At 40.9% G+C, this 23,672-nt stretch carries 20 protein-coding genes and 1 other RNA gene; 3 read left to right on the plus strand and 18 right to left on the minus strand.

Annotation, left to right across the window (positions count from 1 at the left end; genetic code table 11):
* Positions 1-386: 386 nt before the first annotated feature.
* The 6 genes from ACKI5G_RS01975 to ACKI5G_RS02000 form a co-directional block, all read right to left on the minus strand.
* The gene (locus ACKI5G_RS01975; RefSeq protein WP_407397142.1) at positions 387-812 is read right to left on the minus strand and encodes a hypothetical protein; all 426 of its coding nucleotides are present in this window, start codon (positions 810-812) and stop codon (positions 387-389) included.
* Positions 813-884: 72 nt separating this feature from the next.
* Positions 885-2,804 carry a hypothetical protein gene (locus ACKI5G_RS01980; protein WP_407397143.1) on the minus strand — a complete coding sequence of 640 codons (1,920 nt, stop codon included), beginning with the start codon at positions 2,802-2,804 and terminating at the stop codon, positions 885-887.
* A gap of 15 nt (positions 2,805-2,819) precedes the next feature.
* A complete protein-coding gene (locus tag ACKI5G_RS01985; RefSeq protein WP_407397145.1) occupies positions 2,820-3,890 on the minus strand; it encodes a hypothetical protein in 1,071 nt (356 codons plus the stop codon).
* Positions 3,891-3,903: 13 nt separating this feature from the next.
* The gene (locus ACKI5G_RS01990; RefSeq protein WP_407397147.1) at positions 3,904-4,305 is read right to left on the minus strand and encodes a hypothetical protein; all 402 of its coding nucleotides are present in this window, start codon (positions 4,303-4,305) and stop codon (positions 3,904-3,906) included.
* A gap of 16 nt (positions 4,306-4,321) precedes the next feature.
* Positions 4,322-6,058 (minus strand): hypothetical protein, encoded by a 1,737-nt coding sequence (locus ACKI5G_RS01995; protein ID WP_407397149.1) that lies wholly within the window; start codon positions 6,056-6,058, stop codon positions 4,322-4,324.
* 248 nt (positions 6,059-6,306) lie between these two features.
* Positions 6,307-7,398, minus strand: a complete 1,092-nt coding sequence (locus tag ACKI5G_RS02000) for a mechanosensitive ion channel family protein (RefSeq protein WP_407397151.1) — start codon at positions 7,396-7,398, stop codon at positions 6,307-6,309.
* A 174-nt stretch (positions 7,399-7,572) separates the two neighbouring features.
* Here ACKI5G_RS02000 and ACKI5G_RS02005 point away from each other — a divergent pair, with 174 nt between their 5' ends.
* Positions 7,573-7,935, plus strand: coding sequence for a helix-turn-helix domain-containing protein (locus ACKI5G_RS02005; protein WP_407397153.1), 363 nt, complete (start codon positions 7,573-7,575; stop codon positions 7,933-7,935).
* A gap of 206 nt (positions 7,936-8,141) precedes the next feature.
* Here ACKI5G_RS02005 and ACKI5G_RS02010 read toward each other — a convergent pair whose 3' ends face one another.
* From ACKI5G_RS02010 to ACKI5G_RS02030, 5 genes are all read right to left on the minus strand, one after another.
* Positions 8,142-9,482: an ATP-binding protein gene (locus ACKI5G_RS02010; protein ID WP_407397155.1), complete on the minus strand. Its 1,341-nt coding sequence runs from the start codon at positions 9,480-9,482 to the stop codon at positions 8,142-8,144.
* Between the two features lie 220 nt (positions 9,483-9,702).
* Positions 9,703-10,054, minus strand: a transfer-messenger RNA (tmRNA) gene (ssrA, locus tag ACKI5G_RS02015).
* Between the two features lie 111 nt (positions 10,055-10,165).
* Positions 10,166-10,513, minus strand: a complete 348-nt coding sequence (locus tag ACKI5G_RS02020) for an ASCH domain-containing protein (protein WP_407397157.1) — start codon at positions 10,511-10,513, stop codon at positions 10,166-10,168.
* A 189-nt stretch (positions 10,514-10,702) separates the two neighbouring features.
* Positions 10,703-11,632, minus strand: a complete 930-nt coding sequence (locus ACKI5G_RS02025; protein WP_407397159.1) for a hypothetical protein — start codon at positions 11,630-11,632, stop codon at positions 10,703-10,705.
* 68 nt (positions 11,633-11,700) lie between these two features.
* Positions 11,701-12,567, minus strand: coding sequence for an aldo/keto reductase (locus tag ACKI5G_RS02030; RefSeq protein ID WP_407397161.1), 867 nt, complete (start codon positions 12,565-12,567; stop codon positions 11,701-11,703).
* A 284-nt stretch (positions 12,568-12,851) separates the two neighbouring features.
* Between ACKI5G_RS02030 and ACKI5G_RS02035 the strand changes: the two genes are divergently transcribed.
* Complete coding sequence (locus ACKI5G_RS02035; protein WP_407397163.1) at positions 12,852-12,995, plus strand: hypothetical protein; 144 nt, start codon at positions 12,852-12,854, stop codon at positions 12,993-12,995.
* Between the two features lie 82 nt (positions 12,996-13,077).
* Here the strand turns inward: ACKI5G_RS02035 and ACKI5G_RS02040 are convergent, their stop codons facing one another.
* From ACKI5G_RS02040 to ACKI5G_RS02055, 4 genes are read right to left on the minus strand one after another with little or no spacing between them, the layout of a single operon-like run.
* Positions 13,078-14,229, minus strand: a complete 1,152-nt coding sequence (locus ACKI5G_RS02040) for a thiolase family protein (protein ID WP_407397165.1) — start codon at positions 14,227-14,229, stop codon at positions 13,078-13,080.
* Between the two features lie 21 nt (positions 14,230-14,250).
* Positions 14,251-14,811, minus strand: a complete 561-nt coding sequence (locus ACKI5G_RS02045; RefSeq protein ID WP_407397167.1) for a hypothetical protein — start codon at positions 14,809-14,811, stop codon at positions 14,251-14,253.
* Positions 14,808-16,133, minus strand: a complete 1,326-nt coding sequence (locus tag ACKI5G_RS02050) for an AMP-binding protein (protein WP_407397169.1) — start codon at positions 16,131-16,133, stop codon at positions 14,808-14,810. The genes ACKI5G_RS02045 and ACKI5G_RS02050 overlap by 4 nt, the downstream gene beginning before the upstream one ends.
* A gap of 7 nt (positions 16,134-16,140) precedes the next feature.
* Positions 16,141-16,701, minus strand: coding sequence for a biotin transporter BioY (locus tag ACKI5G_RS02055; RefSeq protein ID WP_407397171.1), 561 nt, complete (start codon positions 16,699-16,701; stop codon positions 16,141-16,143).
* 277 nt (positions 16,702-16,978) lie between these two features.
* Here ACKI5G_RS02055 and ACKI5G_RS02060 point away from each other — a divergent pair, with 277 nt between their 5' ends.
* Positions 16,979-17,425 carry an Lrp/AsnC family transcriptional regulator gene (locus ACKI5G_RS02060; RefSeq protein ID WP_407397173.1) on the plus strand — a complete coding sequence of 149 codons (447 nt, stop codon included), beginning with the start codon at positions 16,979-16,981 and terminating at the stop codon, positions 17,423-17,425.
* A 108-nt stretch (positions 17,426-17,533) separates the two neighbouring features.
* Here the strand turns inward: ACKI5G_RS02060 and ACKI5G_RS02065 are convergent, their stop codons facing one another.
* The 3 genes from ACKI5G_RS02065 to ACKI5G_RS02075 are packed head-to-tail and all read right to left on the minus strand — an operon-like array spanning position 17,534 to position 23,639.
* On the minus strand, positions 17,534-19,036 hold the full coding sequence (locus ACKI5G_RS02065) for a DUF6056 family protein (RefSeq protein WP_407397175.1): 1,503 nt from the start codon (positions 19,034-19,036) through the stop codon (positions 17,534-17,536).
* A 1-nt stretch (position 19,037) separates the two neighbouring features.
* A complete protein-coding gene (locus ACKI5G_RS02070) occupies positions 19,038-20,522 on the minus strand; it encodes a DUF6056 family protein (protein WP_407397177.1) in 1,485 nt (494 codons plus the stop codon).
* Positions 20,523-20,549: 27 nt separating this feature from the next.
* Positions 20,550-23,639 (minus strand): efflux RND transporter permease subunit, encoded by a 3,090-nt coding sequence (locus ACKI5G_RS02075; RefSeq protein ID WP_407397179.1) that lies wholly within the window; start codon positions 23,637-23,639, stop codon positions 20,550-20,552.
* Positions 23,640-23,672: the final 33 nt, after the last annotated feature.

Genomic DNA, 23,672 nt, shown 5'->3' on the forward strand with positions numbered 1-23,672 from the left:
TAGTGGATAACTAGAAGGACTGTATGTCTACGGTCTGAGAGCAGCCGACCGGCTGCTTTTTCTTTTGGTTGTTGGGCATACTAGATTTTGACGTTTACAATATATATTATAGAAAATGGTAAAAATCTAACTTCTTAATTGTTTTCACAATTTCTAACATTTTAAAAGCACTCCTGTTATTGAGAAAAAACTCTAATAATCATCTAGGTCTCTTTTCTATTATTATCGCTTATTTTCACCGTATCTAACATTTCCACCGAAATACCGTTATTTTCTTTTTCGCCCTATTCGAAAGCATACGAAAAGGCCCTAACCATCACTGGTTAGGGCCCTGATATACTATGGCCAAAGTTTTCGACTTCGACCGAATATGTGGTGGAGATGAATCATACATCACCGTATTGACGGAACACTAACTTATGTATCATTGATTTAATTCCTCTAAACAACTGCCAACAGATATTCATTAGCAATGCCACAGAGGTGCCATATGCTGTAAAATATAGCACTGTCAAGGGACCCATACTTGACTCATGCCCTGGCAGGGCTGCAAGGCGCACCACCCCTGATTGGATATGATTATATATGGGTACAGAAGCTATAAGCTCCACGAAGTGAACGAGCATAAATATAACCTGGCCTGTTCCCTCAACCAGTGCCTTAAATGCCCCTGGATATACCTCGACTAGTCCAGCATCAGCTCCCAAATATATGTCCATACCATCAACATAGAAAACAGTAGCATACAACAATACTGCCAACAAAGCATTTGCTACAATGCATGCCCATGGATTGTTTATAAGTTTTTTCATATCTACCTCGATTCTTTGAATGGTCTGAATGCACAGCCTGATTATCATCATTAAATTCTATAACTTCATTGCTTACAACTGCAAAGCTGCCTTACTGTCAAAATAATCAACAAATTCCTCGGTATTATAGTACGCTAATTTAACCCCCATAAAATCTGCCATTTTATACAATCCTGAGTTAATGATTTTTATATCATCCCTTTCCATGCCTTCGTCAATCTCGCTTTTTATCAGCTCAAAATTTTGACGTTGCTTCTTTAGCATATCAATCTGCACCACATCATATTTTTCAATGGCAACATCGATATCCTTTTGACGCTCTGCAAAAATATCGAGAATTCGGTTCATGCGCATTTCCGATTTTACGCTGAACAAATCCATACGATCAAGGGCGTAAACAAACAAAGCTGACGCTATACCAGATAACATAGTAGATATAACAGGTGCAAACGGTGCCAAGGCTGCAAATGGAGGAGTTTTAAGTAACATATCTATGCCAACTCCCAATAACGCCGTCACACTGCCCCCCAATAACTTTACAATAGCATCCCCCTTTTGTCTGCTTGTCATATTTTTCCCTTGTTCGCCAAAAAGGATCTTTGCGGAATTGACGAATATTTTGATGCCTTCTTTTACTACTTTCAAAATATTTTTTAATACTCCAGTGAAAACATTGATGATTGCCTCTAAAATTGATGATAGAATTCCCTTAATAAAATCTGCCATGTTATTTTTTAGAAAATCACCAATATTTTTTACAATATACTCTTTGACTCTTACAAATCGTATTTTTATTGCCTCACCAAAACTATCTGCATCTACCCCATCCTTGCAGCCATTTTTAAAAATATCTGTTATCTCATAATATAAAGGCTTAATAATAAACAGCAACGCATTTCCTATGGCATAATCCTTTTGCTGAACAAACGCCTGGCGACCAATGCCTTCATATATTTTCTTGGTTTTTTCACGCTGAAGTTCATTTTTTATTTTTTCTCTTTCAGCCTTAGTTATTTTACCCCAATGCTCCTCTTTAAATTTATTTACTGCCGCCTCCATGGTTTTTTTATTGACGGAGCCTTTACCCAATAAATTATTTTTTGCTATCTCATTGGCTTTATCCTCAATTGCCTTCTTAGCCGTTTTTTCTTTCTGGCGCATTGTTGACTTCGTTTTTTCAGACAATTCATTTCCGTATTTCTCAATAAATTCTTCGTTGGACAAATCGTTCTTTTTCATATTTATTGCCGCTGTAGTGAGTGCATAATTATCTTCTATATTGGCAATTCGTCTTATGTCAGAATCATCAAACGCAATATTTGTCTTAAACTGGTCATGTATTCTCGCCAAAGGTACAATATGATCCGCATTTGGTTCTTTATCGTCGTGTTTATCCCCCTTATTAAATCGCATATCATGCCGACCAGTATACTCATCTCGCATCCCTTCATATTTATCGCCATTTTCATGAAGTTTCTTTTTCTTATAATGATTTAGCTTAGTTCTATCATTATAAAGTTTTCGATTTTTTGTATATTCATGGGTCATGTTTTCATTCATTCGACCATTGTATTTTGGTTTCTCCCCCCCATTTTTCTTATAGTTTGCTAAAGCAATATTGTATTCGATAACATCATGCTGGGCATTTTTATATTCTACATACCCGTTGTCCTGTGGATTGGAATAACTTGAACCCGTATCGTAAGAAAAATTTTCACATTCTTCTATTAATCTCGAGCCAGTCAACCCCTTTTGCCGCATTTCTCTGCCTATTTTTGTATTCTCTAACAGCCCATCTATTATAGACAAAAAAACTGGCTTGATAAGGCCATCTTTCATATGCTCATTATCTGCAAATTCTTTATAAACTTGATCTATAACAGCTTGTGATGAACTACAATCAAAAAGTTCCATTTGATGTAATAATCTTGTGGTTTCCAATGGAGAAGCATGTTGCATCCTATCCAGCAAAATCTTTCTTTTTTCTTCCATAAATTGATCACCTCATTATGCTGCAGCAATAGCTTCAATAAATTCAGTATGTTTGCTATGAATAGTATCCTCATATTTCTTTACATCATTTTCATTATCAACTGCAAGAAGCTGGGTTTCTGCCATTTCTTTCAAAATAAGACTGGCTGTTACTATAGCTTCAACCTCTTTACGCTGTACAGTTGAAAGCCACTTTATACTCATCTCTTCTTTTATCAATCTATGAGCAAAGGATATACACTTTATGTAAAGTACATTAACAGTATTATCCAAACGTACCAACAATCTTTCATACAATTCGATTAGCTGTTCAAAATAAACTACATCATTAGCCAAAGATATTTCAATGGTTTCAATCTTCTTCGTATATGCATCCATCTTTTTGATTTCAGTATTTACCTTTGCTTCTTCCTCACGAACAGCATCCAGTGTTTCCTGAGCCTTTTTACGCGTATAGAAGGCTAATGTAAAAATCGCTTGAACTGTTGTTTTAAACCTATGTTCCTTAAAATCAATTTTATATAACTGTGATTTTCCTCTAACACTGTCAAGTTCTATTTCATTAGCCTTGAATTCTTCGATGGAAAATTTCTCGTCGATATTTACATCCTTTAGCTTGGATATTTTATCAGCTAAAGCAGGAAATAAAACCATCTTTATTTTAGACTTATAAGCATTAATCTTCTGCACATGGCTTTCAATTTTTTCGCTTAACTCTTGCATTCTATCTTCAAAAAGCTGACGCCGCGTGTTATAACGCTTTGTCATCTCCTCATATATTCGATCTGCTTCAATTTGTTTATCCTCACCGGAAAACTTATTCCAAAGGTTTGTTACCCCCTCCCTAATCACCGAACCTACTTTCTCTCGTGTTTCAATAACCTTATTGACTACCTCTTTCCCCTTTTCAATAACTGTATCAACTACTTCTTTACCTTTTTCAACAACTGTATCAACTACTTCTTTACCTTTTTCAACAACTGTAGTCACTGCACTCTTTACCGCACTACCAACAGCCTTAGCAGTACTTATAGCAGCCTTTACACACGAACCAAGTCCTGAGCATATACTTGAGAAAAAGCCCATTATAAACATCTCCTCATCGATTATTAATAAATGTGATTGCTTCACCGACTAAATCATTAAAATCGAATACCCACCTCATCATTTTCTTTAATTCTGATTCTCTAAAACCCAATTGACTGCCAACCTTATTAAACCATGCTTTTTCATTATCATCAAACTCTTCATCCGCATCCAGCATTCCACCCAGCTCTAGCATTACCACCTTCTTGGCTCGCTTGGTACTGGATTGAAACTCAGTAATAATTGGGTCCAATTCCTTTCCCTTCAACTCATAATCAGGAAGTCCTAATTCTGTTCTAAAGGTTCTAAATACCACCATTTCACTTTCTTTGGCGATTCCGTTGACCATCATGGCAACCTTGGCGAGTTCTAAAAAATTTTTACCTTCTTTTTCGTTCAGCAAATTCAAAAACATACCATATCCTCCATTATCATATCATGTTCCCGTTTTCATCGAAATATTTTACAACTTTATTTAATTCACCATTTTTAACAAAAATCTCAGTTCGTTGTTTTAATTGGCCACTTGGATAGTACTCTGTTTCCATAGTAGGTGCTCCATTCTGATCATAATTAATACCTTTGACAATAGAACCATATTCATCATAATAAACTATACATTTCTTTATTGAGTCACTGAACATTTCACTAAACTCAAGTATGTTATTTTTATAATGATTAAAAACTGTTAAATTTGATTCTTTTTCTACTATTTTCTCAACTCTATCAGCAGGCTTTTCTTTTTGGGTCTTTGTAGCACTACCGGAAGATTCAGCTTTCAGCACTTCCCCTGATAATGTACCAAATTTCTTAATTAGTTCAAAAAAGAACTCCAGATCGTCAATTTTCTCATCTACATGAAGCATATAATCAACAATTTCACTCTTGCTGTCGATAATTGCTTCCGCAAATACTTCCTTCTGGGATTCCAGCTGATTATTTAATTCACGCTGCACTTCAACTATATTATTAATTTTAACACCATATTCTGATAATTGCTTGTTTTGCTGGTCTAAAATATTCCCAACTGAAGTTTTTACATTATTAATATTTTCAAAAACATCTTGTTTAACTTCCCTGGTTACTGCCAACAGGCCTTCATGGTTGTTTTGCATAGCTGCGGCATTTGCAGACAAACTACTGTTCAGCTCCTCATAATCAGAGTCCATATTTTTCTTTACATCAACTAGTTTTTCATTTAACCCTGATTTAAGTTCGCTAATACTTTCGTTAATTGAATTATCAAGCACCTTTATTTGTTCCAAAACAGACGTATTTTTTTCATCTACATACGATGTTAATATCTTCTGCTTTTCACTGAGCAATTCCACATTTTCTTCTTTTTGTTCTTTCAATGAAGCACGTAATTCTTCAAAACTCAATTTTGTTTGGGATTCTAAAGTCGCTATTTCTTTACTTTGCTGATCTAAAACATCTTGTTTTACTTCCCTGGTTACTGCCAATAAGCCTTCATAGTTATTTTGCATAGCCGTAGCATTTGCAGACAAGCTATTTTTCAACTCATCATAATCAGATTCCATATTTTTCTGTACTTCAACCAGTTTTTCATTTAACCCTGATTTAAGGTCATGAACACTTTCATTAATTGAATTATCAAGCGCCTTTATTTGTTCCAATACAGAAGTATTTTTTTTATCTACATACGATGTTAATATCTTCTGCTTTTCATTAAGCAATTCCACATTTTCTTCTTTTTGTTCCTTTAATGAAGCACTCAATTCTTCAAAATTCAATTTCGTCTGTGATTCTAAAGTTTCTATTGCTTTACTTTGATAATTTTTAATCAGGTGAAGTTCTTCATTTATGGCTTTAGTACAGTCTCCCATTTCAGACACAATGCTCTGATGCATCAATTTCATTTCTGCCTTATTTTTTTTATCCAAATCATTTAGTGCGTTTACCATGGTTTTTACACAATTATTCTGATGTTGTTTTACATCATTAAAAGAGTCATTGATGGCATCGTTAAAAGCACCATTTAATCTTTCAAAGCATAGTCCCATCACAACTGCTATCAATATTCCAATACAATGGATAACATACTGCGATGAGATAACATTGGAAATAAAACCATAATTTACTATTTCTAATACTATACCCCCACACAATACCCAATGCCTTTTAGTAATCAAATTTCTCTCTCCCATAATTATCCTTCCATCCTTTTACATTTTTTTACCCATTATGACATTTAACATTCTTTGCCCTGTATATGCTGTCTAATGATGAATAGGAATATACTCCCACACTTTACTTTTTAAGCCTTATTAAATCACTTTACAAGTATAACTATCACTTTTAGAAAAATACTTTATATCAAAATTGTCTCAATACACAAACAGTTGAGGCCCCTAAATTGGGAATTCTTTTTCAAACCAAAGTCATCTTTATCACACTACGCATCCATTAAGCCTTTAAATAACTTAATATCATCATCTAATGCCATTTTTATGCCAATTTCACGAATTGCGGTCATCACAGCCAGATTTACTTCACTTTTCAAATTTGTAAAATCCTCATATTGTTCATATTGAGTATAATCCGTATAATATATGACTCTAATATCTTGGCTCAATACAGTGACCTTATCTAAATATGTATATATGCCCCTGCCTTCCTCTTTAGTCTTTCTAATATTATCAATTTCTGTCAAAGCTATACTGATTTTATCTATCAGCTGCCGTACCTGTTCAGTAGTCGTTTCTGGAGAAATATTATATATTAAATCTATGCGACGATAGGCACTCTTAGTTTTATTTGTAATCTTATCACTAGCCAGTTTAGAGCTTGGTATTGATACCAATTCACCACTTATGGTACGGATACATGTACTCCGCATGGTGATTTTTTCTACGAGACCTTCAACATCATCCGCAAGTATCCAGTCCCCTTCCTTGAATGGTTCATCAAATAAAATAACAAAACTCCCAAAGAAATTCGTAAAAATATCTTTGGCTGCAAAAGCTATCAGTGCCGTTCCTATACTTAAGGACGCTATTCCTGCGCTAACATCAACATCAACTATTCTTAGGATAATTATGATACCAATTAACACGATAGCTAAGCGGAAAAAAGCTGATAATATATTGGATATAGCATCTGCATGCTTTATCTCTCGTTTTTCAAAAACATGATGGATTAAACTGCGTTCATCACCTATATCCGTATTCTCGTCACTGTATGAACTAAGCCTAAACAACCCCCATCCTAATCCAAACACAGACAAAATAGATATAGATGTTGTCATCCAGGATGGAGTATCAACGGGTGCAAAAGAAATCGCCCCACCTATTCCACAAACAAATATTAAGAACTTAGCTGGTTTGTGGAAAGCATCAAATATATAATCATCTATTTTAGTATCAGTGTAGTCTACTATCTTTTTTAGTCTCTTTTCAAAATGCCTATCCCAAAGTAATATTGCAATACTTGCAATAAGAATACTGCATATAGAACCAATCCAATTCTGTAACCATGTAAATTCCATATTTTCTCCCTCGTTATTAATTGAGTCGTCCTTTCAAGTATGGTGCCAAAACATTGTCTCCAAGCCTTGCCTAAGAGTTACATTCTAATTGTAAAATTCTCTTATCATCATGTCAAGAATGCTAACCATATCATTATCCTGATTTAGGTTAAAATGATACATGGGAGGTGTGACATGAGTGTTTTTTCTTCTTTAATCAAGGAATGTCGATTAAATCAAAAGCTAAGCATCCGTTCAGCGGCAACTTTAATTGGAATTAGCTACACCTACCTTAATAATCTTGAAAAAGGTCTTGATAAATCAACCGGGACAGTCAATAAACCCACTCCAGAGACTTTAAAATTAATTTCTTCCGCTTATCATCTTGAATACTCATATCTATTGGAATTATGGGGCTATTTAGCAAAGAGCGATTTAGAGGTTTCTCCCAAGGTTCAAGAATTGTTGACAACCTGTAAAGGGTTTACAGATAAGGACATTGACCTTGTTATAGAATTTGCAAAATATTTATTATGGAAAAATTCAAAAGAGACCTAGACAAATGGTTATCTAGGCCTCTTTTCTGTTATTATCGCTTGTTTTCACCGTACCTAACATTTTCCACCTAAATCCGTAATTTTCTTTTCCACCCTATTCCAAAGCATACGAAAAGGCCCTAACCATCAGTGGTTAGGGCCCTTATAGTATGGCCAAAGTTTTCGACTTCGACCGAATATCTGGTGGAGATTAGGCTCACTTTCTAGTTACAAAAATGGCACCATATACACAGGAATGTAATTTATACCATTCTCCCTCTTATAGTCCTTAGTATGAAAAACATATTTATCTTTTATACGTGCACTAAATTTATCACAAAACACATCCAACGACTTATGGTTTCTATAATTGCCGGACTTAACTTCGATAGGACATATCTTGTCACCTGCTGAAATCAAAAAATCAATCTCATACAGATGATTTGATGTCTCACTTCCCATAGTGTAATAAAACAAGTTATCCCCTTTGGCAATTAGCATTTGCGCAACAGCATTTTCATACATATAACCCAAATTAGCTTCCAGCTTATTCGATAGGAGTTTATTATAAATAACATTGTCAGTATATGCTTTATCTTTAAATGCCAAGGTCACAAGAAGCCCAACATCAGAAGTATATAGCTTATATCTTCCAGCATCTTTTTCCAATGACATTCCTACAATCGGGTTGTTTGCGTGGTAAGCAACACTTATCGTGTATGAACTAAGCATATCTGGCAATAAACCACGAAGCTGTTCTCTCCTTGTTCCTTCCCTGGCATTGGATAAAACATATCTTGAGGCATTACTGGTCAAGTTGGCTGGAATAGCATCATAAATATCCCCTGCCAATCCCGTTCCATCTACCTTTACAAAATCCTCCTCGTACAAATCGATAATTTCCCTTTTTACTTCATCGACTATTTGAAGGTTGTTCTGTTCTATATAGGTTTCTACTGCCTGTGGCATACCACCAACCAACATGTATAGTCTGAATATCCTCATCAAATCCCTGTGCATTGCATTACCGGCAGCTTTTCTATTTTTGATCAAAGTTCTAATTGTATCAGCAGTCACTGTATCTCCAATTGCCCACAAAAACTCCTCAAAGTCCATAGGATACATTGATAACTTATGTTCTTCGCTTGGAATAAGAATATCCTTTGTATTTCTCTTTATGGATAAAAGTGAACCCGTTTCTATATATTTGTACCTGCCATCTGCCACAAGATATTTTATAGCCTGTCTAGCTTTTGGGTGCAGCTGAACTTCATCAAATATTATTACAGACTCCTTCTCATATAACCTAATTCCCGTTAATTGCTGTAATTGCAGAAAGAAAAAGTCCAAATTGTACATATCGTCAAACAAACCAACGATTTCTTTGCGGGTATTCGCAAAGTCAATCAGAATATATGACTTAAATTCATTTCTGGCAAATTCTTTTGCAATGGTAGACTTCCCGACTCGTCTAGCACCTTTTATCAAAAGAGCATATTTATCACTGCGTTTTCTTTTCCACTCGAGCATTTCATTATATATTTTTCTTTTAAAGACAGTTTCTTTCATGTTATTTCACCTCTTTGAAAAGATTATAACGCGAATCCCCATTCAAGTAAACCGATTTCCCGCGCGAATCCCCATTCATAGAATGCAAAAATTCAACAAAATCCCCTTTAGCACACAAAAGACTGTGCCAATAACAGACAAACAAAAAGGCCAGAACCACTCTAGAAATGGTCCTGGCCTTCTTTATTACAGGCGAAGTTTACATTTTCGCCTTAATTGATGGTGGAGATGAGGAGAATCGAACTCCTGTCCGAAAGCGTTGTCATATAGACTTCTCCGAGCGCAGTCAATGTTTAAGTTTAAGAGATGGGCAGACACAGACAACCGCCGTCCCTCCGATCCTGGAGAAATTTCCCCTCAGGCCTCCAGGAGTCAGCCCTTTGGGTATCCCGCTATTGGCCTCTTATCCGCTCACGCGGGAGATAAGCAGACAGAGGTTAGCATTAAGCTGCTAAAGCGTAGTTTTCGTTTGCTTTTATATTTAAAGCGTTTTCACCTTACTAACGGGGCTAGGTGACCCCCCGGCTCGCTATCCATACTCCAGCCACCCCCGTCGAAACCTTTACATCCCCCTGTAAAGGGAAATCCCGGTTCTTAGAGATTTCTGATATATGAACTAGTGTTTTATATTATAGCAACACAATAGAAAAAGTCAAGTAATTTTCGACTTCTTCAGCGGGGGCTCATCCTATTACTTCCGTAAAATAAATAACCGTAACCGTATCCTCCATGGTAATGCGCTTTTTGTAAATCTGCTCAAAATCTGCAATAAGCTCTTCCCTGGAGTTAATCTCCGGATTTTGCACTCCCAGGTCCTCAGAGGTGAGGTTTGCCATGGTCTTTACCCGGACCTTGTCCAAAAAAGCAGTATACAGCTTCTTTTTAGGAGTGAACTTCTTGCCTGTGGTAATCCAGACGATGGAATTTTCCGGGAACTGCTTGCTCACATCACCCAGACGTACGGTACAGCGCTTGGTACGGGCCTCCAGCATCTTCGCGTGCTTCTCAGCCTGAAAGTTTAATGACATCATAAATCTTCACTCCTAATATTATAATTTTAAGGTTTACACACGTTCTGTCAGAGTCTACAAAAAATCTAACACAGATACAGTTTAACATATTTCTATGTCATAATAAAGAAAAGTTTACAGTTTTCTTTTTCCATTGAAATACAACAGGAGGGAGGCACCGGGGTTCCCTCCTTATGTTATGATATGTACTTACTTCTTCTGATCAGAAACCTTAGGGATTTCCTTCAAAACCGCATTATTGAGCACATCCTCCGGAATCACAATATTAGATATGGTTCCGTAGTTGGTGGCAGAAAAATTCAGCTCTACAGTGCTGGCATCAATAATACTATCCATGCCGCTATCTTCCTTCATATTGCTCAACACAGCCTTGGCAGCGGATCTAACCTGCGGGGTAAGGTCTGCGTAAAGGTTACGGAACTGATGCTGAACCTCATCAATGGTGATGGTACACTGAACGTCTCCCATATTGTTCAGAATGTCCTCCAGCAGCTTGTTGTCCTTTTCATTACTGCCTTTTTTTACATTACCTAATTTGGACATTTTCAGAAGATAATCCTTCACCTTCTGACCGTCCAAGGTAACAATATAATTCTGTTCCGCGCCCTGGCGCTGTCCCAATGTTACGCTCTTTACAACATCTGGCAAATCCGTACCAAGGCTCTTGGCGATTTCCTCATCAATGGCCTTGCTATTTGCTTTGCTGTAAACGTATTTGTCCCAGCTGCCGTTCTTGTTCTGGGAATAGAATTCCACATCCTTTTCAGTTTCACGGCTATAGAAATAATATCTGGTATTGCCGTTTGGAATTCCTCCCAAGGTCATTACCACCTCGCTGTTGCCCTGACATACCACTGCCGGCTTGGACACGAAATCAAATATGCCATTTACAGTCCCACCAAAAAATGGACTGGCCAAATCCACCTTAAAGGATAAGGTTCCATTCTCCATATTGGTAAGGCTGTTCATGGAATTAACCAGCTGTGCCTTGGCGTCCATTTCATTAACGAGGGCAGGCTGAAGCTCCTCAGCAAATGCCTGGGAATCCATAAAACCTGGAGTGCCAACTGCCAATGCGCAAGCCAGGCCTGCTGCCAATATTTTTTTCTTTAATTTCATTGTACTCATCCTTTCAAATATAAGGAACTTAAAGATTTAAATCCATAATATTATTTAAAAATTTCTGCTTACTCCGTGTCCAAAGGCATCTTATAGGATGGTGGCGCAAACTCCCCATCCAAAGCCTGTAAATCCGCCAAAGTAAGCTCCAAATTAACAGACTCTGCATTTTCCTTTATATGAACCGGCGATGAACTCTTTGGTATGGCTATAGTGTGGCCATTTCGGATATTCCAGGCTAAAAGCACCTGAGTTGGTGTAACACCATGGGCCTTTGCAATATCACCTACCACAGGATTTCCCCGCAATCCTCTGCTGAGTCTGCCTCCCTGGGCCAATGGACAATATGACATCAGGGCAATATCATGGTCATTCATATAGTCAATAAGATCATATTCTATGCCCCTGGAACCAAGGTGATAAAGCACCTGATTAACCTGGCACCTTTCCCCTCCAGGAAGCTTTAACAGCTCCTCCATATCCTTGGTATCAAAATTGGAAACACCCCAGCTGCGTATAAGCCCATCATCCTGCAGTTCGTTCAGGCCTTCTACAACTTCTTTTAGGGGAACATTGCCAATCCAATGATAAAGATACATGTCGAGATACTTCAAGCCCAAGCGTTCAAGGCTGTTTACACAGGATTTGCGCATATTATCCTTTCCCGCATTCCAAGGTAACACCTTGGAAACTACGAAGATATCATCCCGACTGCCTTCCGCTAAATATTGCTTAAGAGCTTTGCCCACCAATATTTCTGATCGGCCCTCACCATACATTTCAGCTGTATCTATTAAGGTCATTCCAGCCTTTATACCAGTGAGTATCGCCTCAATCTCCTGTTTTTCCCTGGCGGGCTCATCCCCGATCATCCAGGTGCCAATTCCCAATTGGGGAACAGATTTACCGTTTTTAAGCTGAACCGTCTTACTCATAGTTTCAACCTCCATTATGGTCATTATACGCCAAATTTTTAATTTTTCCTTTTGAAAAAGATAAAAATAATCCTTATTTACATTAGAATTCCATTAAACACCTGAAACACCGTTGAGTGTAAAGAATCACCATGAAATATAGGTGAAAATAAACCATGAAATTTTGCTCATTATCAATATAACAAAATTGTTAGGAAACGTATATTAAAGTTCTATAGAGGTATAGCTTATTATGGGACTATAGTCCCTTTCGTGTTTTTATATCAAGCAGTATAATAGGCACTGTGAGAAATGAGAACACAGTAAACCCTTGGTATTACTGGGATTCCGACTATTCAGGAGGCGAAAACAACATGGATATGGCAATGATTGCTGACGGCATTCTCAAGGCTATCACTTTAGCTGGTGTATATGCTTTCATTAAGTAATTAAAGTATACATTCAAAAAGGTCAAATCCTTTGCTACGAGAGGGTTTGGCCTTTTTTATTTTCTACCTTGTCTTTTGATGGCTATAATCTTCGTACCAAAATGCTTTGCCCCATGCCACCTGCCCCGGCGACAGACATTAGTCCCAAGGAGCCCCTGACAAGCTCCAAGGCCCTTAACAGGTGAATCATAATAATACCCCCGGAGGCCCCATAGGGATGGCCATAGGCCAAGGCTCCTCCCAGCATATTATAGCGATCTATAAGAGCAGGATGCTGCCTTTGAAACAGCACATCTATAACTGCAAAGGCCTCATTAAATTCAATAGCATCCATATCCTCGTATGCCAGCCCCTGACGTGCCAGCATTTTATCCGCCGTCAGCATTGCTCCACGGGGACTTTCCACTGGGTTTCCCCCAGCTGTACAGGTTCCCAAAATCTCTGCCACTGGGGTAAATTCAGGATGCTCCTTTAACCATTTTTCAGACACTAGCACCACAAAGGCCGCCCCGTCATTAATAAGGCAGGAATTTCCCGCCGTCAGCAGGGAATCTCCGCCAAGGAGCTTTGGCAATCTGTCCAAAAGGCGCTGGCTCATCTTATAGCGAATGCCGTCATCCTTTGATATGCCCTCCACGGAAATTATCTGTTCCTTTAAAAGTCCCTTATTGGCACACTCTGCCGCCAATCTATGGGAGCGCAGGGTCCAAAAATCCAGCTCCTCCTTGGTGACCTGCTCGGTAACCATGGTCTTGTCCGCCCCCAAAAGCATGGCATTTTCCGCCAGCTCCCCAGGAGAAAACTGGGCCGTCATGTATCGCCCATCACCACGGGAAACCTTGGCAAAGCGCTCATCATTTTCATTGTAAACCCGCATTGGCTGCAGGGACGAGCTTTCCATACCGCCACAAATATACATATCACCGTTTCCACTGGCAAGCTGGGCATAACCCATGGCTATGGCCGCCGCCCCGGAGGCACACTGCATATCAACAGTAAAAGCAGGCACTTCCTCAGGAAGACCTGCCGTAAGACACATTAAACGGGCTATATTGCCACCGGTTCCTACGGCATTTCCCGCAATAACCCCATCTGGCAGCAGACCCATTCCTATTTTGTTCATAATTTCCTGCACCACAAAAGCCCCCAGCTTTTCCGCAGGGATGAATTTAAATTTGTTATTCTTTGTCACTATGGGAGTCCTAAGGCCCCACAAAACATAAACCCGCTCCACAAAATGACCCCTTAGCCAACTTTACTCCACTTCAAAGGTACCATTAATATATTCCTTGCCGTTGCCTCTTAAAACCACTTTATTGCCTTCAATATCCAGCCACAAAGGCTCTCCGGCAAATACGGCATTTCTATAGGAAACCTCAAACTTTACCACATTCTTTGGCAGGGTCTCCAAAATTCTTTCCATGATGAATATACCAGGAACAACTGGTATCTCCGTACGATGAATCTGGTTGGTATCTCCAACGGCAATTACAAAATCCAAGGTTTCCTGACGTGTAAATACATGCCAGCAGCCCTCAGTATCCACTGCACTGTTCCCGGTGAGTTCAGGGGCAATAAGCTCTGCCTTGGCAGCCGCCTCCTTTGGAGTCAACAGCATAGTGGTAGTCAGGCTTTCCAATCCGGAACGGGCCTGACAAAGAAGCATTCTCTTGGTGGACTTCAGCATTTCCGGCTCGTAGGTATCCCCCTTGTAGGAATCCTCACTTTCCTTCTGCCACAAATTCTTGATAATCATCACACCATCATAATCGCCGCCTCTCAGGCGACCTGCAATTACAGCTAATTCTCTATTCATAATAACTCCCTCAAGGCTTCCTTGTTTACCTTGCCTCTATCATTTAACGGCAGCATCTCTAAAAAGACCAATTTCTTTGGACGCTCCCGTTCATCCACGTATTCTCCCACATCATGACGGAATTTTTTGGAATCCGTATGTCCGTCCGTCACCACAAAAGCTGCTATATCCTGACCTCTGGTAGCATCATCAAAGGGCATAACCGCCACATCCTTGACGCAGTCCATTTTTCGTATTTGCTGTTCCAGCTTCAAGCAGCTGATTTTATAGCCGCCCTTATTAATCCAGTCCGTCTTGCGTCCATTAAAGATGATTTCCCCATCATCATTAATGTAGCCCGTGTCACCACAGCAATACGGAACCTTAACACCACTTACATGGAATTTGGTGTCCACATACAAATCACCATTCACAGACTCTACCTTTACGCCGTCGAAAGGTCTGCCGAGATTTCTGGAATCCGTATCATCGGGCTTTAAATGCTTGTAGGAAATATAATTAAGCTCAGAAGTGCCATAATACAGAATTATATCTGCCCTGGTAAAGGTTTTGCGAAGGGCCTGCTGTGCTTTTAGGCTAATGAGCTGTGACCCGGCGACAATCTGCTGAACGTAAGGATTCTCTGCCATGGAGGCACGACCCAAAATCTGTAATTTCGCAGGCACCATGTAAATATGGGTGACAAAATTGCGCATTATTAGCATATTCCAATAATTGCCGCTTATACGTCGGCAGGTTATGACAGAGCCTCCCGCAGCCAGCACCGACATAAACATATTAAGATTTCCAGTAAAGCTCATACTTCCATGGAGGAACATAACAGTGTCTGCATCCACACAAAACACGCTGTTCTGCTCATGAAAGAACTCTGCCCAGCTTTCAAAGCTGCGGTATAAAACCTTGGGCACCCCCGTACTGCCGGAGGTGAGTGCCCCCATTACCTCCCACGGATAATGATCAGCCACCGCTTCATCCAAACGCAGGAAATTATTTTGCATGGCACCCACCTGCCACATCCCATATATATTATTCTCCTGCATAATGGTTTCCACCACATCAGAGGAACAGTCCTGATGCATTAAAATTGGGACAGCCCCCAGCTTCTCCAATGCCAAAAAAGCCCCGACTTGATAGACAGGACCTTCAGCGATTATCAATATAGGTTTGTAGGATGTGATTCCCTTTTCGGACGCACTGATAGCCAGTCTGTCCACCAGCTCCAAAAGAGAACCATAGGTAAATCTTTCCCCATCGCAGTCCAGCATTAGCTTATCCGCCATAATACCGCACTGCTGAACAAGCAGCTCATAATAGTTTTTCATTTCGAAATTATTCACTCCCCAGAGCTTTATTTACTCTGACGCCAATGAACGCCCCTAGAATACATTTTACTACATCTCCAGGGATAAATGGAAGTACCGCCTGCATAATTGCAGCCTCTAAACCAATATTTAGGACTAACATCATAGAAATCAGTCCTCCAATATAAGTAATTGGCAAGCTAATGATAATACTTACCATACTATACCTTTTCAGACTGACGATATTACCCTTAAAATATGACACCATGGTATATGCCACCACAAAGGCAAAATAAAACCCTCCGGTAGGTCCCAAAAGCCGCCCCAATCCACCAGTACCTCCAGGCAGTATAGGCAAGCCTGCTATTCCGCCTAGAATAAGGTATGCGACCAAGGTCATAAAGGTCTGCTTCGGAGTCAATATGAAGGCAGTAAAGCACATCGCTGCTGTGGATGCCACCACCATTGCCGGCGTAAATGGAAGTGGAAAAGCTATGTACGCCGAAACACTGATGACTGCAAGGCACATAGCCATTTTTGCCAAATCCTTAACGGAAACATTTTGCTGAACTGCCACACTCTGACTCATTATAAACACTTGCCTTTCTTGTTCTTTAAGGTTAACTCTGTACCCAAGTATACCCCTCTGTTTAGCTTTCGTCAACCTAAAGTTTACTTGTAGTTGACATTATGGTTTACTAAAACATTATTTTGAGTTTAGTTTCCTGTATATACTATTTACCAATCATTGAAATTGTTTAACAAATATCTTTTTTTTAATTATATTTTTAGCTAAAAGCCTTTTTTGCCATTTACATTTTTCCATGGATACATTATAATAACAGGGAAATGGTGGTGATTGATAAATGGATAAAATTGATAAGCAAATTTTAAAGCGTTTACAGGAAAACGCCCGCGTAACGATTTCCGTTCTGAGCTCTGAAATTTCTCTTTCCATGCCTGCTATCAGTGAGCGTCTGAAAAAGCTGGAAGCATCCGGGGTTATTAAACAGTACACTGCTATCCTCAATCCGGAATTGATGGATAAAAACCTTACCGCTCTGGTTAATTTAGGTTTTGATAATCCTTCCAAAGCTGATGATTTCAAAAACTTCGTTCTTAATGAGGCTGATATCAAGGAATGCTTCTACATTACCGGTGACTTTGATTACTGTCTGAAGGTTGTAACCCAAAATACCCAGACACTTGAAAATCTCCTGACCCGCATTAAGGAGCAGGCTGGAGTTACCAAGACTCAGACCATTGTGGTACTGTCCTCCATTGTTGACAGGCCATCCGTTGTACTTGAGTAACAGCATAATAAAAAGTAAGCAAAAACTGTGGATGTTCCCTTTATGGGGTTATCCACAGTTTTTAAATTTGTCTGATATATTTTATTATTTACTATCTATACCGAAGATTTAAGGCACACGCCGGTCTTCTCCATCGGTTATAACCTTTTTCCAGCCATAATACTGGGCGTACATAATATTATGACTTCCCTCCGGACGGGGCTCCAGATCTGAGCCCCAGGCCAATATCCCCGTATTCCATGTATAGCAGCTTTCAGTCCAATCCGCCAGGTCATCAGCTATTGGCGGCACATCTATCTGATGCACCACTACCAGCTCCTGATCAGCACGGGCATTAATATAATCTATACGTTGAGTCCACTGCTCGTACACACTCCACTCCACGTGGAGAAGAATACCCGCCATAACCAACCAAAAAGCTGCTACCAGGCAAAAAGCTCCCCTGCACAGACCAATATGTTTCTTTCCAAATAAATCCAGCTCCGGCATTATTTCCCGCAATGCCGTCAATGAAAGGATTATTATGCAGACTGTAGGGAAAAATCCCGCCCGGGCCGAGGCCATTGGCACAAACATCATAATTATCATAACCACTAGGGCAGCTACAAAAAATACCCCTTGAAACATGGTAACCTTATTCAGCCGATGACCTGCTGGAAGCCGATAAATATACAACGCCACAGGAACTAATAATGGCAGCCAAAATTTAGTCACCGGCCAAAAGCATTCATCAAAATTGATGTAAAACATTAAGGAAGTCCAATACATTTCCGGTGGCAAGGCAGGATTATATTCAAATTCCCGCTGGAGAGCCAGCCGATGCATTTCTCCCGGAGCCTGGGTCAACATCAAGGTTCCCACGCAAAGGGCAATAAACCCTACAACCATCCATTTTTCCAGCTGCCCCTGACGCCAAAAATATATAAGGGCAAAAAAAGTAATACAGGCAATAGCTGCCGCCCCTGTTTCCACTGACCAGCCAGCAGACAAGCCACTTACAGCCATTACCGGTATACTCCAGCTTGGAGGAGTACCCCAAAAATCACTGTGCCAATATTTTAGGCAATAGGGCAGAAGAAACAGGCATTCCAACAGAGCCATCCAGAGATAAACGCAGCTGCCGCACATCCATAACACCGTTAAAAAAGGATCTGGCAGGAAAAACCACACAGCTATAATCAGCCAAATCATGTAGGTTCTATTCATGCGCTTTAGGATTTCACCAGTGCCCAACCGGAACATCAAAAAAATCAGTGCCACAAAAACAACAGTGTTTAGAATATTGAAGGGCAGCTTACCCTGCCATGCAAAAAACTGGGTAAGTCCAATCCCCAGTATTCTGCCACCCCAGGTAAAATAATGGGACCACTGGCTGACTATAATATCGTAAAATGACGTTATCCGTACCCGTTCACCAACCCCGTCCAAAAGGTTGCCCCGGTCAGCCCCGTCCCATATAAAAGCATAAGGTATATCGTCGGATACCAAAGGAATAATCATATTACGCACAAAAAAGACAATGGTTACCACCAGTAAAATAGCCTGCCATGACAGCCAGGAGGGCAGTACAGCCGTGTTTTTTTCTATCCTTATCTCATTATGCTCTGCCATCTTATTCTTCTCCAACCCTTTCCCAGTCGAATTCCTTATCAATATGAATACACTTTAATCCATAATATTGTGCAAACATATTGGAGCGGTTGTCCTGAGGTTTGTATTCCAAGTCCATTCCATAAATCAGGTGATATGTGGACACGGCCCACAGACCCATCCATTCATCCAAATCGTAGGGTATATACAAGGCCGAAACAACGATCTCATCATCATTGCGATGCTGTTCCACATACTCCATGCGACTTTGCAACTGCTGGGCAACGGAGGTTTCCACATATAATGCCCCCGCCAAGGAAAAAATTACGTAGGCAAAAGAAGCCATTCCCAATGCCAAAAAGGACCTGCGCCACCATGAAGATAATTGGCATTTCTCCTTTAGAAATGGTATACATTCACGAAGGGCAGCCGTGGACGCTATTGTCAAAAAAAGTGTGGAATGAAAGCCGGTATGTAATTTAAATTCCGGTGCAAACATCATTAAACACAGCACTTCCATACCAGCCCCGGTAAAGGCCATAATATAATGCTTCACATCCCGGGTCTTTTTCCCCTTGATGAAATAAATTATGAGTGGCAAAAACAAAAAAGACTCCAAGAGAAAAATTGGCAGGAACCCATCGGTGAAATTTCTGTAAAACATATCAACAGAAAATAGTTTATCCGCCGGCAAAACATATTCCGGTTCATATTGCAGCATGAATTCCTCACGCATAATGGACCCCGGCGCCAGCATCAACAGCAAGCATCCCATAACGGCTCCTACTGTCCCGGCCACCATCCAAGGCTTAAGCTGTCCCTCACGACGATAATAAGCCATCAATAAAAGCCCCAGTAAAGAGAGGGTAACCAGACTGCCGCCTTCCTCGGACCAGCCAGCAAACAGCCCTAAAATGGCCATAGCCAGCACTGACCATTTAGGCCATTGCCGCCCAAAATCCTCGTTTCTATAGGCCATGGCGTATGGAAGCAAAAAAGCACACTCCCACAGGCCAGTCCAAAGGTAAACGCAGGCCCCTGTCATCCAAACCATGGTGGTAATGTAATCAAAAATCCCAAAATTAATTCCTAAAATGGCCCACAGAAAACAACCCTTTGCTTTGGTAGGTGATTCGATTTTGCCTACGGCCAACCAATATAAAACCATCATCAATAATAGATATACTATTGTATTAGCCGTGTCAAAGCCAGCTCCATGCTTCCAGGCAAAAAACTGAATTATCAGCATGGATAAGGTGCGCCCACCCCATGTAAAATAATGGGTCCATTGTGAAGAAATAATATCCCCCAGGCTTTCAATTTTCTGCCGGAGGCCTATACCATCCATGAGATTGCCACCGCGCTCCGGATCCCAAATAAAAGCGTATGCTAAATCATCCCCCACCATGGGCATTAAATGATTTCGCCATAAAAAAATCGCGCCGAAAAACAACAATATAACCTGCCACGGTATTTTTTCCCACACTTTCGCGATGCCCCGCAACATGCTTATTAACACCTCAAAAATTTCATTTTATTTCTGCTCAGTCCCCTTGTAGATACCGCTGACCATCATAAACAGCAATGGGATAACGAATACGCCCAGGATAGTACCCACTGTCATACCGCCTACCACGGCTGCCCCCATACTGCAACGGGATACACTGCCTGCCCCGTCCGCAAAGGCCAAAGGCAAACAGCCAACCACAAAGGCAAAGGATGTCATAACTATAGGCCTGAACCGTAATTTGGCAGCCACCATAACGCCCCGTAAAGGAGAAATGCCCTTATCCACGCGGGTCTTGGCGTATTCCACTATCAAAATCGCATTCTTGACCGTAAGCCCCACTATCAGGAGAATACCTATCTGGGCAAAAATACTTATTGGCATATCAGCCATTACCATACCCAGTAAGGTTCCGCCGATTCCCAGCGGTACAGACAGCAGTACTGCCACTGGCAGGCTCCAGGACTCATAAAGAGCCACCAGACAAAGGAACACAAACAGAATGCCCAAGGCCAGGATATAAATTACCTCATGCTGGGCCTGCTTCTCCTGCTGGCTGTCTTTGGACCAGGCCAGACGGTATCCCGTTCCGATTACCTTGTTGGCTGCCTCTTCCAAAGCATCCATAGCCTCGCTGGAAGAATATCCATCAGCAGCGGTAACCGTCACCTGCATACTGCGTATACCATTATATCGGCTGATATAGGCAGGTCCCACGCCCTTTGTGGAATGAACCAGACTGCTTATTGGCACCATTTCCCCATCCTCGCTGCGGACAAACAAATAGCGCAAATCCTCCTCAGTTTGCCTGTAGCCCAGATCTGCCTGAATTACAGTCTTATATACTTGGCCAAAACGGTTGAAATCATTGACCTCCTCTCCACCAAACATGGCTTGCATGGTGGTGTAGATGTCATTTATATTCACCTTTAATTCCTTGGCCCGATCTTCATTTACGGTAAAATCAGCATAAGGGGTATTTATGGAAAAACCGATTTCCACCTCATCCAATTCCTCATGCTTCTGTGCTTCCAGATACAGGGACGTGGCCAAATCATTGAGCTCCCCATCAGTATGACCACTCACATCCATTACCTGCATAGAAATATCCCTGGACAGGAATGGGGCCACCACCAGTACATTGGCCTCTGGCACAGCCTGCTTAATGGCTTCGTTGGCAGCATCCAAAATATCACCTGTGTCAATGCCCATCTCCTTGCGTTCAGCCCAATCCTTCAGCGACACGAACATTATACCGGCATTTGATTTGGTGGTATCACTTATCAGATCCGCCCCGGTAACCCCCACAATATTGTCCAGAGCTTCATATTGCAGCATGGCATCGGACAATCTGTTGATGGAATCAACAGTGTGGTTCATGGAGGTACCCTCTGCAAGATTCAGTCCCACCATGTAATAGCCCTGGTCTTCTCCCGGAATAAACTCCGTAGGCAGCAGCCTATAGCATAGGATGGTGGCCAATATCATAATTGCCAGACCCACTAACATCTGTTTTGTGCGTCTTATACACCATCCAAGTCCCTTTAAGTATTTCTTCTGGCAAAGCCTGAAATACCTCTGGAACCATGCCAGTATTCTGATATTTTCCACCTTGTCATTCCATATAGGCAATATGAGCACGCAAAGAGCCGGTGTAAGGGAAAGGGCCACAACAGCAGATATTCCCATGGATACGGCTATAGTCAGGGCAAACTGCCGATACAAAATCCCTGTCATGCCCTCAAAAAAGGCTACCGGCAAGAATACAGCCAACAATACAAAGGCTATGGCAATAACCGGCTTTTGAACCACTCCCATGGCCGCTCTGGTGGCTTCCTTTATATCCTGGACGCCTCTCTCCCGCTCCTGCATTACGCATTCCACAACCACTATGGCATCATCCACCACAAGGCCGATGGCCAGAATAAGGGCAAACAGGGTAAGAAGATTCAGGGTAAAGCCCAACAGCTTAAAGGCAATAAAGGTGGCTATTAATGATACCGGTATAGTCAAAATGGAAATAACAGTAGCACCACGGTTCTGTAAAAACAGAAACATGATTATCATGACCAAAAAGAGGGCCTCAATAAAGGTATAGGAAACCTCCTGCATAGATTCAGAAATATACTTGGAGCGATCCACCACTATCTTGCATTCCATATCAGGAGGAAAAGCCCCCTCAGCCTCTTCCAGTATATCCCGCACTTTTTGAATGGTTTCCAACGCATTGGCATTATCCGCCAGGGTGATACCATACGCAACAGCCGGCTGGCCATTCACAAAGGACAAATAACGGGTGTCCCGCGGGCCCTCACTTATTCGGGACACATCACCCAGTCTGGTAATACCGCCACCCTCTGACTTCAAAACTATTTTTTCAAAATCAGACGGAGTCTTCTTGCTGTTCATTACCCGGCCGATTAATTGCTTTTCCTGAAAATCCGTTGTGGGGAGCTTCCCCAGGGACCCTACTGCCGGACGGGTATTCTGTTCCTCAATGGCCGCTGAAACATCATTGACTGTCAGCCCCCGTGCAGCCATTTTATCCGGTTGCAGCCATATCCGCATGGCGTAATCCTCGGAATATTCATCCACACCACCAACACCGGAGACCCTCTTTATACGATCAAGAAAATATGTCTTGGCATAATTCTGCAAATACACACTGTCATAAGTGCCATTTGGTGAACACAAGGCCATAACAAAAATAGTATCCTTTGTATTGCGGGACACCTGTAGCCCTTGGGACTGAACAGCCTGTGGCAGCTGGGAAAGGACGGCCTGCAAACGGTTCTGCACATTAACAGTGGCAATATCACCGTTGATGCCATAATCAAAGACTACATTCAGCTGATAGCTTCCCGATGAATCAGCGTAGGAGCTTAATGAATCAATGCCTTCAATTCCCCGTATTTCGTTTTCAATAAGCTTTGCCACTGTATCCTGCAATACCTGGGAATCTGCTCCCGGGTATTCAGCAGTGACACTGACAGTGGGCTGATTCATATTTGGGTACTCCTCTATTGGCAGACTGATTACTGCCAATATACCCAATAATGTCAGCAAAATAGCCCCCACCACCGCCTGTAATGGGTGCCTGATAAAATATTGTGCCAATATTTTTTCCCCCGTTATTTAAAGAAATAAAGG

Source organism: Anaerovibrio sp. (genome assembly GCF_045637405.1).
GTDB lineage: Bacteria > Bacillota > Negativicutes > Selenomonadales > Selenomonadaceae > Anaerovibrio.

Excerpts from the sequence above, each read along its gene's own strand:
- ACKI5G_RS01975 (WP_407397142.1), bottom strand. The coding sequence starts at position 812 with ATGAAAAAACTTATAAACAATCCATGGGCATGCATTGTAGCAAATGCT.
- ACKI5G_RS01980 (WP_407397143.1), bottom strand. The coding sequence starts at position 2,804 with ATGGAAGAAAAAAGAAAGATTTTGCTGGATAGGATGCAACATGCTTCT.
- ACKI5G_RS01985 (WP_407397145.1), bottom strand. The coding sequence starts at position 3,890 with ATGGGCTTTTTCTCAAGTATATGCTCAGGACTTGGTTCGTGTGTAAAG.
- ACKI5G_RS01990 (WP_407397147.1), bottom strand. The coding sequence starts at position 4,305 with ATGTTTTTGAATTTGCTGAACGAAAAAGAAGGTAAAAATTTTTTAGAA.
- ACKI5G_RS01995 (WP_407397149.1), bottom strand. The coding sequence starts at position 6,058 with ATGGGAGAGAGAAATTTGATTACTAAAAGGCATTGGGTATTGTGTGGG.
- ACKI5G_RS02000 (WP_407397151.1), bottom strand. The coding sequence starts at position 7,398 with ATGGAATTTACATGGTTACAGAATTGGATTGGTTCTATATGCAGTATT.
- ACKI5G_RS02005 (WP_407397153.1), top strand. The coding sequence starts at position 7,573 with ATGAGTGTTTTTTCTTCTTTAATCAAGGAATGTCGATTAAATCAAAAG.
- ACKI5G_RS02010 (WP_407397155.1), bottom strand. The coding sequence starts at position 9,482 with ATGAAAGAAACTGTCTTTAAAAGAAAAATATATAATGAAATGCTCGAG.
- ACKI5G_RS02020 (WP_407397157.1), bottom strand. The coding sequence starts at position 10,513 with ATGATGTCATTAAACTTTCAGGCTGAGAAGCACGCGAAGATGCTGGAG.
- ACKI5G_RS02025 (WP_407397159.1), bottom strand. The coding sequence starts at position 11,632 with ATGAAATTAAAGAAAAAAATATTGGCAGCAGGCCTGGCTTGCGCATTG.
- ACKI5G_RS02030 (WP_407397161.1), bottom strand. The coding sequence starts at position 12,567 with ATGAGTAAGACGGTTCAGCTTAAAAACGGTAAATCTGTTCCCCAATTG.
- ACKI5G_RS02045 (WP_407397167.1), bottom strand. The coding sequence starts at position 14,811 with ATGAATAGAGAATTAGCTGTAATTGCAGGTCGCCTGAGAGGCGGCGAT.
- ACKI5G_RS02050 (WP_407397169.1), bottom strand. The coding sequence starts at position 16,133 with ATGAAAAACTATTATGAGCTGCTTGTTCAGCAGTGCGGTATTATGGCG.
- ACKI5G_RS02055 (WP_407397171.1), bottom strand. The coding sequence starts at position 16,701 with ATGAGTCAGAGTGTGGCAGTTCAGCAAAATGTTTCCGTTAAGGATTTG.
- ACKI5G_RS02060 (WP_407397173.1), top strand. The coding sequence starts at position 16,979 with ATGGATAAAATTGATAAGCAAATTTTAAAGCGTTTACAGGAAAACGCC.
- ACKI5G_RS02065 (WP_407397175.1), bottom strand. The coding sequence starts at position 19,036 with ATGGCAGAGCATAATGAGATAAGGATAGAAAAAAACACGGCTGTACTG.
- ACKI5G_RS02070 (WP_407397177.1), bottom strand. The coding sequence starts at position 20,522 with ATGTTGCGGGGCATCGCGAAAGTGTGGGAAAAAATACCGTGGCAGGTT.